Annotated in this window: 11 protein-coding genes; 4 read left to right on the top strand and 7 right to left on the bottom strand. The window is 73.2% G+C overall.

Features of this window, described 5'->3' with window-relative positions; translation table 11 throughout:
• Positions 1 to 29 precede the first annotated feature (29 nt).
• The 3 genes from ACLZOT_RS06385 to ACLZOT_RS06375 all read left to right on the top strand — a co-directional run bounded on the left by ACLZOT_RS06385 (position 30) and on the right by ACLZOT_RS06375 (position 3,824).
• Positions 30 to 1,640, top strand: a complete 1,611-nt coding sequence (locus ACLZOT_RS06385; protein ID WP_416967740.1) for an LCP family protein — start codon at positions 30 to 32, stop codon at positions 1,638 to 1,640.
• A gap of 109 nt (positions 1,641 to 1,749) precedes the next feature.
• The gene (locus tag ACLZOT_RS06380) at positions 1,750 to 2,442 is read left to right on the top strand and encodes a response regulator transcription factor (protein WP_416967739.1); all 693 of its coding nucleotides are present in this window, start codon (positions 1,750 to 1,752) and stop codon (positions 2,440 to 2,442) included.
• Complete coding sequence (locus ACLZOT_RS06375) at positions 2,439 to 3,824, top strand: HAMP domain-containing sensor histidine kinase (protein ID WP_416967738.1); 1,386 nt, start codon at positions 2,439 to 2,441, stop codon at positions 3,822 to 3,824. Before ACLZOT_RS06380 ends, ACLZOT_RS06375 begins: the two co-directional genes overlap by 4 nt.
• Before the next feature lie 48 nt (positions 3,825 to 3,872).
• Here ACLZOT_RS06375 and ACLZOT_RS06370 read toward each other — a convergent pair whose 3' ends face one another.
• The 3 genes from ACLZOT_RS06370 to ACLZOT_RS06360 all read right to left on the bottom strand — a co-directional run bounded on the left by ACLZOT_RS06370 (position 3,873) and on the right by ACLZOT_RS06360 (position 8,955).
• On the bottom strand, positions 3,873 to 6,008 hold the full coding sequence (locus tag ACLZOT_RS06370) for an MMPL family transporter (protein ID WP_416967737.1): 2,136 nt from the start codon (positions 6,006 to 6,008) through the stop codon (positions 3,873 to 3,875).
• Between the two features lie 78 nt (positions 6,009 to 6,086).
• Positions 6,087 to 8,597 carry a magnesium-translocating P-type ATPase gene (gene mgtA, locus ACLZOT_RS06365; protein ID WP_416967736.1) on the bottom strand — a complete coding sequence of 837 codons (2,511 nt, stop codon included), beginning with the start codon at positions 8,595 to 8,597 and terminating at the stop codon, positions 6,087 to 6,089.
• Positions 8,587 to 8,955 (bottom strand): ArsR/SmtB family transcription factor, encoded by a 369-nt coding sequence (locus tag ACLZOT_RS06360; RefSeq protein WP_416967735.1) that lies wholly within the window; start codon positions 8,953 to 8,955, stop codon positions 8,587 to 8,589. The genes mgtA and ACLZOT_RS06360 overlap by 11 nt, the downstream gene beginning before the upstream one ends.
• A 70-nt stretch (positions 8,956 to 9,025) precedes the next feature.
• Between ACLZOT_RS06360 and ACLZOT_RS06355 the strand changes: the two genes are divergently transcribed.
• Positions 9,026 to 9,982, top strand: a complete 957-nt coding sequence (locus ACLZOT_RS06355) for an Lrp/AsnC family transcriptional regulator (RefSeq protein WP_416967734.1) — start codon at positions 9,026 to 9,028, stop codon at positions 9,980 to 9,982.
• On the opposite strand, the gene ACLZOT_RS06350 is transcribed toward ACLZOT_RS06355, so the two are convergent.
• The 4 genes from ACLZOT_RS06350 to ACLZOT_RS06335 all read right to left on the bottom strand — a co-directional run bounded on the left by ACLZOT_RS06350 (position 9,962) and on the right by ACLZOT_RS06335 (position 14,963).
• Positions 9,962 to 11,263 (bottom strand): MFS transporter, encoded by a 1,302-nt coding sequence (locus ACLZOT_RS06350; RefSeq protein ID WP_416967733.1) that lies wholly within the window; start codon positions 11,261 to 11,263, stop codon positions 9,962 to 9,964. The two genes, ACLZOT_RS06355 and ACLZOT_RS06350, sit on opposite strands and share 21 nt — an antisense overlap.
• A 116-nt stretch (positions 11,264 to 11,379) precedes the next feature.
• Entirely contained in the window at positions 11,380 to 11,793 is a 414-nt protein-coding gene (locus ACLZOT_RS06345; RefSeq protein ID WP_416967732.1) for an ankyrin repeat domain-containing protein, read from the bottom strand.
• Between the two features lie 243 nt (positions 11,794 to 12,036).
• A complete protein-coding gene (locus ACLZOT_RS06340) occupies positions 12,037 to 14,034 on the bottom strand; it encodes an aromatic amino acid lyase (protein ID WP_416967731.1) in 1,998 nt (665 codons plus the stop codon).
• Positions 14,007 to 14,963, bottom strand: coding sequence for an ABC transporter substrate-binding protein (locus tag ACLZOT_RS06335; protein WP_416967730.1), 957 nt, complete (start codon positions 14,961 to 14,963; stop codon positions 14,007 to 14,009). The genes ACLZOT_RS06340 and ACLZOT_RS06335 overlap by 28 nt, the downstream gene beginning before the upstream one ends.
• Positions 14,964 to 14,994: the final 31 nt, after the last annotated feature.

The following is a 14,994-nucleotide window of genomic DNA, read 5'->3' as shown; positions in this document are numbered from 1 at the left end:
ACCTAGGGCGAGACACAGTGAGGGCGCCGATGACCGTCACCAGCAGCCGCAGCGCACCGCCGCCACGCCACCGCACCGGCGGCGGCAACGGCAGACGCTCGGCGCCGCCGAAGCCGGACCGTAGGCGCCGTACGGGCGGAGGCGAGGGACGGAACCCCCAGAGGAACACCCGGAGGAGCCCCCAGAGGAACTCCAGGAGGGGCCCCGGCAAGACCCCCCGGTCCCGCCGGATACGCGTGACCCTCGCGATCGTCCTGTCCCTGCTGGTCCTCCTCGGCGCGGGCGCCGGCTGGCTGTACCTGAAGCTCGACGGCGACATCACCACGTTCGACGCGGGCGGCCTCTCCGACGACCGCCCCGCGGACACGGCCGGCGAGAACGTCCTGGTCATCGGCTCGGACGCGCGCACCGACGGCAACGCGGCCCTCGGCGGCGGCGACAAGGACGACATCGGCCGCTCGGACACGGCGTTCCTGCTCCACGTGTACGCCGACCACCAGCACGCCCTCGCGGTGTCCATCCCGCGCGACACCCTCGTCACCATCCCGCCCTGCAAGCTCCCCGACGGCACCTGGTCCGCCGAGCAGCACAACACGATGTTCAACGCGGCGTTCTCCATGGGCCAGACGGACAAGGGCAACCCCGCCTGCACGCAGAACACCGTCGAGAAGCTGACCGGGATGCGCGTCGACCACACGGTCGTCGTCGACTTCAAGGGGTTCGCGGCGCTGACGGACGTGGTCGGCGGAGTCGACGTCTGCCTGCCGAACGACATCTACCAGAAGGACCTGAGCCCCGGCCGGGCCACCCGCGGCGACCTCCTCTTCGCGAAGGGCGAGCAGAAGGTCTCCGGGCAGAAGGCGCTGGACTACGTCCGCATCCGGCACGGCATCGGCGACGGCTCCGACATAGGCCGGATCAAGCGCCAACAGGCGTTCGTCGCCAGCCTGTTGAAGCAGATCAAGGAGAAGGGCCTGTCCCCGACGAACCTCCTCCCGCTGGCCGAGGCGGCGACCAAGTCGCTCACCGTCGACCCCGGACTCGGCTCCGCCGACAAGCTGATCTCGTTCGCGATGTCCCTGAAGGACGTCGACCTGCACAACACCAAGTTCGTGACGGTGCCCTGGCGTTACGAGGGCGCACGCGTCGCGATCGTCGAGCCGGACGCGTCCGCGCTGTGGTCGGCGCTGAAGGAGGACCGCACGATCGACGGCCAGAACGCGGGCGGCAAGAAAAAGGCAACGCCGGCACCGACGCCGACTCCCGTATCGGGCGCGGGAATCGACGTAGCCGTCTACAACGGCACCACGGTCTCCGGGCTCGCGGCGAAGGGCGCGGCGAGGCTCACGGCGGCGGGGTTCACGGTGACGGGCACGGCGACCGCCTCCAGCCAGGCCCACGCGACGACGGTCGTCCAGTACGGGCCGGGTCTGGAGAAGAGCGCGCGGACGGTCGCCCAGGCGTTCCCCGGCGCGCGGCTGGAGCAGATCCCGGGCACGGCCCTGAACGTCGTCCTCGGCGACGACTACGCGGGCACGTCCGGCACCGCCTCCCCCGCCCCGACCACCGTCCCGACCCAGGTCGCCGCCGACGCCCGCTCGGCCGACGACAACCCGTGCTCGAACCTGACGTACGGCTGACAGTCAACTCCCGCCCGTCACATGCCAGTTACCCGGCCGCCCGTCATGCACACTGTTCCACGGCGGCAAACACGGTGGCCAAGGCACCGACGGGAAGGGGGCGGCCTGCGTGCGGATCATGATCGCGGATGACGAGGTGGCCATCCGGGAGTCGCTGGAGCGGGTGCTCCAGGTCGAGGGTTACGAGACCAGCACCGTCACCAACGGTCTCGCCGTGCTCGACGGGGTCGCCGGGGCCGATGGTGACTCGCTGGATCTGCTGATCCTCGACGTGATGATGCCCCGCCTCGGCGGGCTGGAGACCTGCCGGCGGCTGCGGGCGGCGGGCCGGGATCTGCCGGTGCTGATGCTGACCGCCCGTGACCAGGTCTCCGACCGGGTCACGGGGCTGGACGCGGGCGCCGACGACTACCTGCCCAAGCCGTTCGCCACCGAGGAGCTGCTCGCCCGGGTGCGGGCCCTGCTGCGCCGGCGCACACCGGCCGACGAGGAGTCGCAGATCCTGTCGTTCGCCGACGTCCGGCTCGATCCCGACCGGTTCGAGGCGTGGCGGGGCGAGCGGCCCCTGCGCCTGACCCGGACCGAGTTCTCCCTCCTGCACGTCCTCATGCGCAACGCGACCCGGGTCCTGACCCGCGACGCGCTGTTCGAGGCGATCTGGGGCTTCGACATGAGCGCCACCGCCAACAACCTCCAGGTGTACGTGAGTTACCTGCGCCGCAAGCTGGAGGCCGAGGGCGAGCCGCGACTGGTCCACACGCTGCGCGGCCTGGGATACACGCTGCGGGAGACCCCGCCGTGAACAGGCCCGCCCGATGGTGGCGCGGCCGGTCCCTGCGGACCAGGCTGACGGTGATCTCGGCGACGGCCATCGCGGTCAGCGTGTTCGTGGCCTTCCAGGTGGCCAGCGAGCTGATGGACCGGGAGCTGCGGGACACCGTCGAGAATCAACTGCGCGCCGACTCCCGGGTCCTGGCGACGGACGCGCGGCGGGCCGGTCCGGCGGAGGTCCAGCTGCCGCCGTATCCCGGATCCGGCCGTCTGGTGCGGGTCGTCCTGCCCGACGGCTCGACCCGGACGCCGGCCGGCCAGCCCGCGCTGCCCCCCGTCAGCGAGCGCGCCGAGGGCGTGGCGCGGGGCTCGGCGGCCGATCTGATGGAGTCGGTCGGCGGCGACGAGGGCTACCTCGTCTACACGCTGCGGGCGGGCGACGGCGCGGTCCAGGTGGCCCACGCCGCCGACGACAGCCCGGTCAACCGGTTCGGGTTCGGCATGCTGCTGATCGGGCTGTTCTGCGTGGCCGGCGGGGGCCTCGTCGGGCGGGCCGTGGCGCGGACCGGGCTGGCGCCGATCGACCGGCTGACCGCCGCCGCGGTACGTGTCGCGGACACCCGGGATCTCGACGCCGGCATCCCGGACGAGGGCGGTGGGGAGATCCGGCGGCTGATCCGGTCGATCAACGACATGCTCAGCGCGCTCCGGGACTCCCGGCTCGCTCAGCGGCTGCTCGCCGAGGACGCCGCCCACGAGCTGAAGACCCCGCTCACCAGCCTGCGTCTCAACGTCGAGCTGCTGATCCGGCTCGACCGGCGCGGCACCCTGGACAGCGCGCTGCCGGCGGCGAGCCGGACCCGGCTGCTCACCGATCTCGGCGCCCAGGTGGCCGAGTTGAGCACCCTCGCCGCCGAGCTGACCGACCTGGCGCGCGGTGATGTCAGCGACGAGAACACCGAGCTGCTCGACCTCGCCGACGTGGTGGGGGCCGCCGCGGCCCGGGCGCGGTCCCGTGTGCCCGACGTCGAGGTCGCGCTCGACGTGACCTCCGTGTGGGTGAGCGGGCGTCCCGCCGCGCTCCAGCGGGCGGTGCTCAACCTCATCGACAACGCCGGCAAGTGGTCCCCCGCCGACCAGCCTGTTCAGGTCCGGCTGCGGGCCGAGGGCGCGTCGGCGGTGCTTGAGGTCGACGACGCCGGGCCGGGCATCGACGCCGCCGACGTACCGCGGGTGTTCGACCGGTTCTACCGTGCGGACAGCGCCCGGGCGTTGCCGGGATCCGGTCTGGGTCTTTCGATCGTGCAGCGGGTCGTCGACGCGCACGGCGGCCGGGCCGCCGTGGCCCGCTCCGCACGCGGTGGCGCGCTGCTGCGGGTCGACCTGCCGGCCACGGCCCCGCCAGGCCCATGAAAAAGATCCGGGACGGGCCTGGGGCGCCGTCCCGGATCTCGTCCGCGCTCACCGCCGCAGCGCGGGCTCCTCGTCGGAGGAGGCGAGCGGCTGTCGGCCCTCCGGCGGCTCCGCCGCCGGCCGGGACAGCGGGCTCGGCCACCAGATCCGCCGGCCGATCAGCAGGGTGAGGGCGGGCACCAGGACCGACCGCACCAGCAGGGCGTCGAGCAGCACCCCGAAGGCGACCAGGAACCCGACCTCGACCAGCATCACCAGCGGAAGGGTGACGAGGACCGCGAACGTGGCCGCCAGGACCAGGCCCGCCGAGGTGATGACGCCGCCGGTGGCGGAGAGGGCCTTGAGCACACCCTCTCTGGTGCCGAGGCGCACGGTCTCCTCCCGGGCCCGGCTGACCAGGAAGATGTTGTAGTCGACGCCGAGCGCCACCAGGAACAGGAAGGCCAGCAGCGGCACCGAGTAGTCGACGCCCTTGAACCCGAGGATCGTGTCGAAGACGAACACGCTGCCGCCGAAGGCCGCGGCGAACGAGACGATCACGGTGGCCATCAGGAGCAGCGGGGCCACGACCGCCCGCAGCAGCAGCCCGAGGACGATCAGGACGACGACGAGCACCAGCGGGATCACCAGCTTCTCGTCGCGGCCGGTGGTCACCTCGGTGTCGAGGTTCTCCGCGCTGGGTCCGCCGACGATCGCCTCCGCCCCGCTCACCGGGTGCACGGCGGCGCGCACCCGCTTGATCGTGTCGTACTCGGCGGCGGTGTCCGGCGCGTCCTTCGGGAACACGGAGATGTTGGCCCAGCCGCCGCTGGTCTGCTCCGGGACGGCCTGGGCCACGCCGGGCGTGCCCTTGACGATGTCGAGGACCCGCTCCTGGTAGGCGGGCCGCGTGAAGACCGTCATCGGCTGGCCGCCGAGCTCCGGGAAGTGCTGGCGCAGCACGGTGAAGCCGGTGACCGACTCCGGCGTGGACAGGAACTGGTCCTGCTCCCGCAGGGCGCCGGTGTTGCCCGCGAGCCCGATGGCGAGCGCGCCGAGGACGCCGAGCGAGCCGAGCGTCGCCATCCACCGGCGGCGGCCGATGGCGGCGCCGAGCCGTCCCCACAGCCCCGGCTTCTCCTGCACGGCCGTGCTGAACCGCGGGACGGCCGGCCAGAAGATCCGCCTGCCGAGCACGACGAGCACCGCCGGGAACAGCGTCAGCATGGCCACCAGCGCGCACAGGATGCCGGCCGCGCCGATCGGGCCCAGCCCGCTGGTGCTGTTCAGGTCGGCGACGAGCAGGCAGAGCAGGCCGGCGATCACGGTGGCCGCGGACGCGACGATGGCCGGTGCCGCGCCGCGCAGCGCGTGGACCATCGCGACCCGGACGTTCTCGTGGTGGTGCAGCGTCTCCCGGTAGCGGGCGATGAGCAGCAGCGCGTAGTCCGTGCCGACGCCGAACACCAGGATCGTCAGCAGCGCCGAGTTCTGGTCGTTGACGACGATGCCGAAGCCCTTGACGAGCAGGTAGACGGTCGCCATCGCGGTCAGCGCGGCCGCGCCCACGGCCACCAGCGGGATGAGCCACAGCACCGGGCTGCGGTAGGTGAGGATCAGCAGGAGCGTGACGACGGCGATGGTGGTGAGCAGGACCTGTACGTCGATGCCGTCGAAGACGGCGTCCATGTCGCCGTCGACCGCGGCCGGGCCGGTCACGTCGAGTTCCAGGCCGGCGGGGCGGTCCTTCGCGGCCTCGCGCAACGGGCCGACGATGTCCTCCGGTGCGCCGTAGGCCGTACTCACATCGAGGCTGAACATCATCGCCCTGCCGTCGGCGGAGGGGCTCGTCGGTGGGCCCTCGTCGTCCTCGGCCGGGGCCGCCACCTTCGGCGGGTACCGCTTGACGAGGGTGTCGTAGTGGCGCTCGACCGTGGCGCGGTCGGCGGCGGTCATGCGGCCGGCGCGGTGGTACACGAAGACGAACTCGTTGTCGTCGCCGCCGGGGAGCCTGTCCTCCAGTACCGCGACCTTGGTGGACTCGGCACCGGCCGGCAGGGTGTCCACGGCGCTGTCGGTGGTGACGGAACTCAGCTTTCCGCTCAGCGGCACCATGAACACCGCCAGCACCAGCCACAGGCCGATCACCAACCACGGCACCCACCGGCCCGCCAACCGACCGGGCGGCGCTGCGTCAACTGCCATTGCTGGCCTCCTCCATACGGGTTTCTCTGACGCCTCCCTTCCTATGAAGCGGACCTGAGACGACCCTTAGAGATCCCGCTACGGCTGCCGGCGGGCCAGCGGGCGCAGCGCGAGCGCGTACAGCACCAGCACCGCGCCGAGCATCGGGTAGTACGGCAGCGGCAGCCCCGTCATGCCGAGCGCGGCGCCGAGGGGGCTCGGGGGCAGCAGGAGCCCGACGGTGACCAGGGCCGCCGCGGCCCACCCGACGGGCCCGCGCACGGCGTGCCGTCCCGATCTGAGCAGCACCATCACCAGCGCCTGCGTGAGGAGGTTCTCCGTGAACCACGCGGAGTGGAAGAGCGCCTCGTCGTCCACCTCGTCGGGGCCGCGCAGCCCGTACGCCAGGATGCCGAAGGTCGTGAGGTCGGCGACCGCGTTGAGGGCGCCGAAGCCGGTGATCAGGGCGAGGAAGGAGCGGGGCCGCAGGACGGTCGGGCGGCGCAGGACGGCCGTCGAGGGGCGGTCGTACGCGAAGGCGAGCTGGGCCGCGTCGAAGCACAGGTTCTGGACGAGGACCTGGGCCGGGAGCATCGGCAGGAACGGCAGCAGGAGGCCCGCCGAGAGCATCGCGAGGACGTTGCCGAGGTTCGAGGAGAGCGTGACGCGCAGGTAGGAGGCGATGTTGCCGCTGCTGAGGCGCCCCGCGGTGACCGCGTGCCCGACGGCCGTCAGCTCCTTCTCGCCGAGCACCACGTCCGCGCTCTCCCGGGCCACCGCGCAGGCCGTACGCGGCGCGATCCCCACATCGGCGGCGCGCAGCGCGGGCGCGTCGTTGACACCGTCGCCGAGGAACCCGACCGTGTGCCCGCGCTCGCGCAGCGCGGCGACGACACGGGCCTTGTCCTCGGGGGTGCAGCGCGCGTACACGGTCGCCTCGGGTACGTCGCCGTCGGCGCCGGGCGTCACCGGCTCGCCGGGGTCGAGCCCGAGGTCCCGGCAGGCGCGGGCCGCCGTACCGGGCGCGTCGCCCGTCAGGACCCGGACGAAGACCCCGCGCTCGGCGAGTCCCCGCAGCGCGTCGGCCGCGCTGGGCGCGAGGGCGTCACGGAAGGCGACAAGGCCCCGGAAGGTCAGTCCGCGTTCGTCGGCGGGGGTGTAGGGGCGGGTGCGGGCGGGGCGCTGCGCGGTGGCGACGGCGAGGAGTCTCAGGCCGTCGTCCGCCTCGGTCGCCGCGAGCTTGCGCAGCCGTTCCCGCTCGGTCTCCGTGAGGTCGCAGCGGGCCAGGACGTCGTCCACCGCGCCCTTCGTGACCAGCAGGTGCGTGCCCGGACGCGGGCCGCGTACGACCGCCGTCGCGAGCCGCCGCCCGGGGTCGAACGGCACCGTGTCCACCCCGTCGTACTCCTCCCCCACCGCGCCCGCCTCGTCGAGCAGCGCCTCGTCGAGGGCGTCGGGCGCGGGCAGTTCGGCGAGCTGGAGCGTCCACCACGCCTGTACGGCGGCCCAGCGCACGACCTCGTCGTCGTCGCCCCCGTCGGGCCCGATGCCGCGCTCCACGACCGGGCGGTCCTGGGTGAGCGTGCCGGTCTTGTCGACGCACAGGATGTCGACCGCGCCGAGGTCGTGCAGCGCGGGGAGGCGTTTGACGATCACATTGTGGGACCGCGCCAGCAGCGCCGCCCCGCGCGCGAGACACGTCGTCACGATCACCGGCAGCATCTCGGGCGTGAGCCCCACGGCGACGGCCACCGCGAACGGCAGCGTCTCCAGCCCCCGGTCCCGCAGCGCGGCGTTCGCCATCAGCACCAGCGGGGGCGTCAGCAGCATGAACCGGATCAGGACCCACGAGATGCCGTGTACGGACCTGTCGAACGCGTTCCCCGTCGGGCGGGCCGGAGGCGCGTGGGCGGCGGCGAACCGGGTCCGGGCGCCGGTCGCGAGGACGACGGCGGTGGCGGTGCCGGAGGCGATGTCGCTGCCCTGGAAGCAGAGGTGGGGGGCGGTGAAGGGGGACCCCGGTACGCCTTCCCCCGGCCCGTCCGCGTGTTTCGCGACCGGCTGCGACTCCCCCGTCAGCGCCGCCTGGTGGACCGTGAGCCCCCGCGAGCGCAGCAGCCGTACGTCCGCCGGCACCAGGTCGCCCGGCCCGAGCCGGATCACGTCCCCCGGAACCAGTTCGGCGGCCGGGATCTCGCGGCCCGCCGCCGTCCCGCGTACGACGGTGGCCGTGCCGGCGATCAGGTCGCGCAGGGCGGCCACGGAGCGGTCGGCCCGGCGTTCGCCGCTCGCGCGCAGGACGCAGCTCACGGCGACGAGGGCGAGGATCACGGTCGCGGTGCCCCAGGTGGAGACCAGCGCGGAGACCAGGCCGAGACAGAGGAGGACGCAGGTGAAGGGGTCTTTGAGGCCGGTGAGGAGCAGCCGGGGCCAGGCGACGGTGGAGGTCTCGGGAAGGGTGTTCTCCCCGTACTCGGCGAGCCGCCCGACGGCTTCGTCCTCGGTGAGCCCCCGGGGGCGGGTGTCGAGACGCCGGAGGGTCTCCAGGACCGTGGCGTCACCGTCAGCCCCTCGGACCCCCACCCCCTCGGTGGGCTCCTCAGAGGCCACGGAGGCGGGGTACGGGGACGTCGGTCCCGGTGGCGCGGTCGTTGAGGCGGCCGAGGACGAGGCGGACGACGTCGACGACGTCGGGGTCGTCGACGAAGTACACCTGGCGCCGGCCCTCGCGCCGGGCCCGGACCAGGCCGGCGAGTTTCAGCTTCGTGAGGTGCTGGCTGACCGCGGGCAGCGCGCCGCCCACCCGCTCCGCGAGGCCCGTGACGTCGCTCTCGCCCTGCGCGAGGGCCCACACGATGTGCAGCCGGGCCGGGGACGCGAGGAGACCGAAGTTCTCGGCAGCCTGGGCGAGCACCTCGGCAGAAGGGTCCTCGAACGCCACGGTGGCCGACCTCCTGCGCGCTGGCATGTTCCTGAAACGGGTTTCCCCAGTTTAGACCGGCGTGCGCCTCCGGCCGGTGCCCGAGGAGGATGGCCTCATGCTGGACGACCTCGACCGGGCCCTCGTACACGCGCTGCACATCGACGGGCGGGCCCCCTTCAGCCGGATCGCGGAGGTGCTCGGCGTCTCCGGGCAGACCGTGGCCCGCCGCTACCGGCGGCTGCGGGAGGAGGCGGGCCTCCGGGTGGTGGGTCTCGCGGACCCGCACACGGCGGGCCGTACGCGGTGGCTGCTGCGGCTGACGGCGACGCCGGGCTCCGCCCGGGACCTGGCGGCGGCGCTGGTGCGCAGGCCGGACACGTCGTGGGTGAAGCTGGTCTCGGGCGGCACACAGATCGTGGCCGTCGTGCACGGCTCCGACCCCCTGCTCCTCGACGACGTCCCGCGCACCCCCGGCGTCACCGCGGTCACCGCGCACCTCCTGCTGCACACGTACATCGGCGGCCCCGCGCACTGGCGCCGCAGCGCGGACACCCTCGACTCCGCTCAGCAACTGGCCCTCAGGGACGAGGAGTCGGACGTCACACCCCGTCAGATCTCGGACGGCGACCGGGACTTGCTCGCCGCCCTCGCCCGGGACGGCCGCACCGCCCTGGCCGACCCCGCGGGGGCGACCGGCTGGACGGCGGCCACCGTGGCCCGGCGACTCGCCGAACTCCGCGCGGGCGGCGGCCTGTTCCTCGACGTGGAGATCGACGCGGCGCACTTCGGGGTGGCGACCCGCGCCCTGCTGTGGATGTCGGTACGCCCGTCCCGCCTCGACGAGGTGGCGTCGGCGCTGTCCGCCCACGACGAGCTGGCGTTCCTCGCCGCCGTCACCGGCCCCGCGAACCTCGTCGCGCAGGCCCTGTGCCGGGACCCCGCCGACCTTCACCGCTACCTGACGCGCGAACTCGGCGCCCTCGACGCGATCGACACCCTGGAGGCGGGCCCGGTCCTGCGCACCCTGAAGGCCGCGAGCCCCTCCCTCGCCCTACGACCGCCGCGCCGCTGACGCCATCCCCCACACCCCGACCGCGCTCACCGCCACGGTCAACACCCCGGCGAGGAAGGCGCGTTCGAAGGTCCCGTCGAGGTACGCCCGCCCCAGGACGGCGACTCCGAGCGTCGCCCCGAGCTGCTGCACGGCGTTCAGCAGCCCCGCCGCCGACCCCGTCTCCTGCGGCCGCAAGGACGACAGCGCGAGCGTGAAGAACGCCGGCGTGAACAGCCCCGCCCCCACCCCGATCACCGCGAGCCCGACCGGCAACGGCACCACCAGCGCCGCCAGGATCCCGCCGGCCAGCACCAGGAGCCCCGCCGGCATCAGCCTGGGCCCGTACCGCCGGACGAGGTGCGCGCCCGCCGCCCAGGAGGCCACGGCGAGCCCGAGGGACCAGGGCGCGAGGGACAGGGACGACGCCAGGACGCCTTCGCCGAGGCCGAGTTGGAGGTGCAGCACGACGACGGTCGTGAGCCCGCCGGTCGCGGCGAAGAAGGCCGTGGAGGTGAACAGGGCGGCGGGGAAACCCCGTTGGGCGAACAGGCTGGGTTCCAGGAGGGGGCTCGTGGCCCGGCGCTGGTGCAGGACGAAGACCGCGAGGACGACGGCCCCGGCACCGAGGGACCCCCAACTCACCCCGGACACACCGATCAAGGGGTGTACGACGAGCCCGGTCCCCAGGGCGACGAGGCCCGTGCCGACGAGGTCGAGGCGGGGCCGCACCGGCGCCCGGTCCTCGGGAAGGGCCCGCGCGAGGACCAGCACGGCCACCGCGAGCGGCACGTTCACCAGGAACGCGGCCCGCCAGGACACCGTATGCGTCACCAGCCCGCCGAGCAGCGGCCCGCACACCCCCGCGAGCCCCATCACCGGCCCGATCCAGCCGAGCGCGCGCGGGAGTTCGGGCCCGCTGTACATCGCCTTGATGAGTCCCACGGTCTGCGGTACGACCGCCGCGGCGGCCGCGCCCTGCACCGCGCGCAGGCCGATCAGCACCCCGGCGGACGGCGCGAACGCGCACCCCAGCGAGACGAGTGCGAACCCGGCGATGCCGGCGACGAAGACCCGTCGCCGCCCGGCGATGTCCCCGAGCCTCCCGCCGAGCACCAGCAGCACGGCGAACGGCAGGGTGTACGCGGCGGTGAACCACTGCACGTCCGATACGGGCCCTGCGAGATCGGCGTGCACGACCGGCGCGGCGACCTGGACGACGGTCGCGTCGAGCAGGTTCATCGCCTCGCCGATCAGCAGGGCGACGAGGGCGGGACGGCGTGTTGCGGCAAGGGTTCTCATGCGGTTTCTCCCCGGGACGACTGCCGTCAGACTCGGAGAGAGACCCGGGCGGGCTCCAGTACGGGCGGGGGGAATCGGTGTTTTCCTCCATGCGGGGTCCGTTCGGCGGGGAAACCTCACGCCCCCGCCGCCAGCAGGACGGCGGCCGCCTCGGTGTGGGAGCCGGCCCTCGCCCACTCCAGCGGGGTGAGGCCGGTGCCGTGGTCCTCGCGGAGACCCGGGTCCGCACCGTGGTCGAGGAGGGCGCGGACCGTGTCCGTGTGCCCCCAGCAGGCGGCGGCACACAGGGGCGTGCCCTCCGCGCCGAGCCCCGCGCTCTCCTCGTCCGGTGGAGCACCGGCGGCCAGGAGGTGCCGTACGGCCTCGGCGTTGCCGTGGACGCTCGCCGCGTAGAGGGGGGTGGTGCCGTCGGCGTCGCGGGCGCGGGGGTCGGCGCCGGATTTCAGGAGCGCGGCGGTCCGGGTGCCGCTGTCGCTCAGGGCCGCGCTCATCAGGCGGCGGGTCAGCTTCTTCTGGCGTCTTCTGTTCATCGGGGCCCAGATGAGAGGGGTGGCTCCGGATGCGCTTCCGGATTTTTCGTGCCGGAGGTGCCCTGACAGCAGAGAACCCGCCCCAACCGGGGCGGGTTCTCTTCCTGAGCGCTGGGCAAGCCTTGCACCTGCATTTCCCCGCAGGAAGCGGGGCGTCTTTCCTTGGACCACCAACGCGCGTTCTGTTCCGCCTTGTTCGGCGGCCAGCTCGTGGTTGAACTTTACCCCACGCTCAGGGGTGCTTCACAACTCGGCCAGCGTCGGGAGGAGTTCGGCCGCCGCCATGATGTCCGCCGTGAGCGGGCGGTCGTCCGTGCCCGTCGGCAGGGCTGCGGAGGCGGTCGCGAAGGCCGGGGTCGGGGGCTGGGTCGGCCGGAGCCGAAGTGCCCTGACCGCGCTGACCAGTTCGCAGGCGAGAAGCGTCGTGTACGCCTCCGCCGCCCGCAGTGACTGCCGTGCCGCCTGCCCCGCGAAACTCGCGGCCTCCTCCAGGCCGAGGGAGACGACCGCGTGCCCCGCGGAGGCGGGCGCGGCCTGTGAACGCAGCTCCGCGAGCGCCGAGTTGGCCGTGTACTCCAGGATCATCGTCCCCGAGCTGCTCGCCGGTCCGTCCGCCAGGAACGGGGCGAGGCCGGTGAGTTCGGGATGCCCGAGCGCGGAGAGGCGGGCCGTGGAGAGCTGGGCCGTCTTCAGGAGGGCCAGGTTCAGGCCGTCCAGGGCGAGCGCGAGGGGCGCCGCGAAGAAGCCCCCGTGATGGTGGGCGGCAAACGCGTCCGGGTCCACCAAGGGGTTCTCGGAAGGACAGTTGACCTCCACCTCGACCACCTCGCACAACCGGCCTGCCGCATCCAGCGCACACCCATGCACCTGCGGAAACGCCCGGAACCCGTACGGATCCTGCACCCGCCGCGCCGCCACGACCGGCACCGGCGGCCACCCCGACAGCCTCCGCACCTCCGCCGCGGCATGCGCGGCCCCGGCATAAGGCCGCACCGCATGCACAGGCGCCGCATACGCCTCCGCCGACCCGGCCACACCGGCAAGGGACAGCGCGGCGACAACATGCGTGGCCCGCAACAGAACGTCCACCTCACGCCAGGCGAACGCGGCCTGGGCAAGGGCAAGGGCATTACTGCTCAACAGGGCGAGCGCGTCCCCGGGTTGAAGCACGACAGGCGCGGGACACTCAACAAACTCCGCCCGCCCTGACGCCTCTCCACCCACAGCCCCCGACCCCGAGCCCACGTCAAACCCCGAGCCCGGAACCGACGCCAGAGCCGAGGCAGATGCCGGGGCCGAGGCAGCTTCCGGAGCCGAGACCAACACCAGGGCGGACACCGTTGCCGAGGCTCCCCCCGAGGCCGAGGCCGAACCCTCCCCCTGCTCCGAAGCCCCTGCTGACGCCGAACCCATCTCCACCCCACCGGCCGGGGCCAACGCCAGGGCCGGCGTCGATCCTGTGGCTACCCCCGAAGCCGGGGCCAGAGCTGACGCCAGGCCCGCCCCCGAACCACCGGCCGGGGCGAACGCCGAAGCCGGAACCGGCGTCGAGTCAGCCCCCTCAGACGCCGTCGAGCCTGCTCCCAGGCCCGGAGCCGCTGCCGACGCGGGCCCCACGCCGTCGGCCGGAACCGGCGCAGAGGTCGCCCCCGAAGACGTCTTTCCCTCCGACCCGCCCCCGATCCAGGGGCGTTCGCCGATCAGGGTCAGGCCCGTCTGGGCCAGGGCCGTCAAGTCGCCGGTGCCCAGGCCGCCGTACTCGTTCACCGCTGGGTGCACCCGCAGGCGCAGCGCCTCGACCAGGGCCTCGATGATCGCGGGCTGGATGCCGGCGCCCCCGGCGAGCAGTTGGTTGGCGCGGATCGTGAGCATCGCGCGGATCTGGCGGGCCGGGAGGAGGGCGCCCGCGCCGCCCGCGTGGCTGCGCAGGAGGCGGAGGTTGTGGGCGGACTCGTCGGCGGTGGCGACGGGGACGGAACGGTTGGCGCCGACGCCGGTACCGCGGCCGTACAGGCGCCCGGCGGCGGCGAGTTGACGGGCGGTCAGCCAGGAGCGTTCGGCGCGTTCGCGGGCCTCGGGGGCCACTGTCACCAGAGCCGTGCCGTCCGCGAGGGCGATCAACTCGCCGATGCGCAGGGAGGATCCGGTGAGAACGACCCGGGTGTCCGCGGCCGGCGCGGGCACCCGGGTCGGGGCGGTGATGTCCGAGCGGGTCAGTTCAGGCCCGCCGTCTTCAGCCACGCCTTCGCGACGTCCAGCGGGTCCTTGTTCTCCAGCTGGACCTGCGCGTCGAGGTCGAGGAGGGTCTTCGTGTCGAGCTTCGCGGAGACCGCGTTGAGCGCGGCGACGCCCTCCTGGGACAGCGCGCTCTTGTAGACGAGCGGCGTGACGTTCGCGAACCCGAAGAGGTTCTTCGGGTCCTGGAGGACGATGAACTTCTCCTTCAGGATGGTCGGGTCGGTCGTGAAGATGTCCGCCGCCTGCACGGTGTTCTTCTTCAGCGCCGCCTGCGTGAGCGGACCACCCGCGTCGAGCGCCTTGAAGGACTTGAACTTCAGCCCGTACTCCGACTCCAGGCCCAGCATGCCCTGGTGGCGGGTCTGGAACTCGGGCGAGCCGCCGAGGATCAGGTCGGGGGCGATGTCCTTGAGGTCCGCGAGCGTCGAGGTCGCGGAGAGGTTGTACTTGGCGGCGGTCTCCGCGTTGATCGTGACGGAGTCCTTGTCCTCGGCCGGGGAGGAGTCCAGGAGCGTCAGCTTGGAGTCGAGCTTGGCCTTGGCCGCCGCGTTCACGGTCTCCAGCGAGGTCTGCGGCGCCTTGGAGTCGAGGTAGGCGAGCAGGGAGCCGTTGTACTCGGGCAGAACGTGGATGGAGCCGTTCTTGAGCAGGCCGTACGTGGTCTCGCGGCTGCCGATGTTGGGCTTGTAGGAGACCTTGATGCCCTTGGCCTTGAGCGCCTCGCCGTAGATGTCGGCGAGCAGCGTGCTCTCGGCGAAGTTGTTCGACCCCACGACGACGGACTTGCCGTCCGACCCGCCCCCGTCGAGGGGGTTGTCGCCGGTGTCGTCGGAGCTGCATCCCGCCAGCAGGACCGTCGCCGCGGCGAGCACGGCCGCCGCCGCGCCGGGGTGCTGACGGATGGATCTGCGGGGATGTCCGGTAGAAGTCACTGTTCCCGTTTCCGACTTGGGGGAATGGAGG

This window comes from Streptomyces sp. 4F14, assembly GCF_048159485.1.
In the GTDB taxonomy this organism is placed as follows: Bacteria; Actinomycetota; Actinomycetes; order Streptomycetales; family Streptomycetaceae; genus Streptomyces.
The sequence above is the reverse complement of the archived record's forward strand: the minus strand, read 5'-3'. Positions and strand labels throughout refer to the sequence as shown.